General features: G+C 73.6%; 2 protein-coding genes. Both read left to right on the forward strand.

The window, feature by feature from the left end; translation table 11 throughout:
- Positions 1-1,112, forward strand: a 1,112-nt coding sequence (locus tag AB0J68_RS30940) for a dihydrolipoamide acetyltransferase family protein (RefSeq protein ID WP_363942284.1), incomplete at its 5' end; no start/stop codon positions are given.
- Between the two features lie 133 nt (positions 1,113-1,245).
- Positions 1,246-2,430, forward strand: a 1,185-nt coding sequence (locus AB0J68_RS30945) for a right-handed parallel beta-helix repeat-containing protein (protein WP_363942287.1), incomplete at its 3' end; no start/stop codon positions are given.

Genomic DNA, 2,430 nt, shown 5'->3' on the forward strand with positions numbered 1-2,430 from the left:
GCTCGTCGCCGCCGTCCAGCGGCGCGATGGTGATCAGGGGCTGGCCGACCGGGCGTGGCGGCGCGACCCGCCGTCGGCGTCGGCCCCGGCTTGCGCTGGCGCCCGAACCGGCCGACGCCGCCCCGGCCGGCGCTGTCCGGCCCGACGCGGTCCCGGCAGCCGGCGCCGGCCCGGCGGCGGACGAAGCGGCCCCGGTCGGTGGCAGCGCCCCCGTCGAAACGCGGTCGGCGAGCGCCCTGGTCATCTCGCCGATCGTCCGTCGGCTGGCCCGGGAGCGCGGCGTCGACCTGGGTACGGTCCGTGGCAGCGGGCCCGGCGGGGTGATCCGCCGCGCCGACGTCGAGGCGGCGCTGGCCGTCCCCGTCGCCCGGCTCGCCGCCGTGCCGGACCCGCACGTCGCGCCGACCCCGGAGGGCGACGGCGACCTGATCGTCCCGCTCACCGGCGTGCGCAAGGTGATCGCCGACAAGCTCTCCCGCAGCCGGCGGGAGATCCCCGAGGTGACCATCTGGGTCGACGTCGACGCCACCGGGCTACTGGAGACCCGCGCGGCGATCAACGCGGCGACGCCCGACGCGCCGGTGAGCATCCTGGCCCTGCTGGCCCGGATCTGCCTCAGCGGTCTGCGCCGGTTCCCGCAGCTCAACTCCCGCGTCGACACCGAGGGTCAGCGGATCGTCCAGTCCGCCGGGGTGCACCTGGGCATCGCCGCGCAGACCGACCGGGGCCTGCTGGTGCCGGTGCTGCGCGACGCCCAGCGACTCACCACGGCCGAGCTGGCCGCCGAGCTGGCGGCGACCACCGCCGCGGCGCGGGCCGGGACGCTCGCGCCGGCCCGGCTCACCGGCGGCACCTTCACGCTGAACAACTACGGGGTGTTCGGCGTGGACGGCTCCACCCCGATCATCAACCACCCCGAGGCGGCCCTGCTCGGCGTGGGCCGGATCGTGGACAAGCCGTGGGTGGTCGACGGGCAGTTGGCCGTGCGCAAGGTGACCCAGCTGAGCCTCACGTTCGACCACCGGGTCTGCGACGGTGGGGTGGCCGGTGGCTTCCTGCGGCACGTCGCCGACTGCGTGGAGCGCCCGGCGCTGCTGATCGCCGCCGTCTGACGCGTACCCCCGGCCCTGGCACCGCCCGCGCGGCGCCGGGGCCGGCGTGCGTCAGTGGTTTCGCGGTCGCGTCATCGGGAAGTCGGCCCCGCCGGTACGCACCGGAGGCGTCGAAGGGAGCCGACCCGTGGTCGTGGCGAACGAGCTGCTACTGAATTCGGTACGGGTGCGGCGGCCCGCCGCGGCCGGCGCACCGCTCTACTGCGACGCGCTGGAGTACGGGCTGACCGGCGACGGCGCGACCAACGACCAGCCGGCGTTGGCCGCCCTCGTGGACCGCCTCGGCGCCGGGTACGCCTCGGACGGGCGGGCCCGCGTCATCTACTGCCCGCCGGGCATCTACTCGATCCGCGATTCCGGCACGGTGTGGCGTAGTGGGGTCTCGCTGGTCGGCGCCGGCCCGGCGGCGACCCGGTTCATGCTCAGCAACGAGGGCAACCGGGCCGACCCGACCCCGCTGGCCTTCTGGACCACCGTGCAGCACGGGGCCGACCGGGACCGGCACATCGCCGACTGCACCTTCGCCGACTTCCAGATCGACGGCTCCGGCGTGGCGATGGCCGAGTACAACTACCTCGCCAAGGGCCTGGGCCTGCAGTACGTCGTGCGCGGCGTGTTCCGCAACCTCTACATCCACCACACCGCGGCCACCGGGCTGGGCTGCGACTTCCTCCAGGACTCGCTGATCGACGGCGTGGTGGTCGTCGGCTGCGGGCGACTGGACAACGGCGAGCAGATCGGCGGCGCCGGCATCGGCGTGGGCATCGGCGGTTGGGGCGCGGTGGAGCGGTTGACCATCGCCAACTGCACCACGCTCGCCAACGGCACCAACGGCATCTTCCTGGAGCTGCAGAAGGACTACTGGCCCCCGCCCCGCGGCTACCGCATCATCGGCTGTCACAGCCAGGGCAACCGGTTCGGCATCTCCGACTGGGGTGCCGACGGTCTCATCGTCTCCGCCTGCACGATGACCGGCAACCTGGAGGCCGGGTTCGACATCTCCGCCCAGGGCACCGCGGCGGTGGCCGGACGGGGTGGGCTGCTCACCGACTGCGTCATCGACGGCAACATCCGCGACGGGGTCATTGTCGGCAACAGCCCGGGCCCGTACACCATCCGGGGCAACCGGATCAGCGGGAACGGTCAGTACGGCTACCACGGGCAGGACCTCGGGCGGGGCTACCAGGGCCCGGTACGGGACGTGGTGATCGAGAGCAACGAGTTCTGGGGCAACGGGCTGGACGCCGTTCGGATCGACCATCAGATGACCGACGCGGTGCTGCTGAACAACCGGATGCGCAAATACGTGCGACTGTAC

The sequence above is a fragment of the Micromonospora sp. NPDC049580 genome, assembly GCF_040675595.1.
Taxonomy (GTDB): Bacteria; Actinomycetota; Actinomycetes; order Mycobacteriales; family Micromonosporaceae; genus Micromonospora.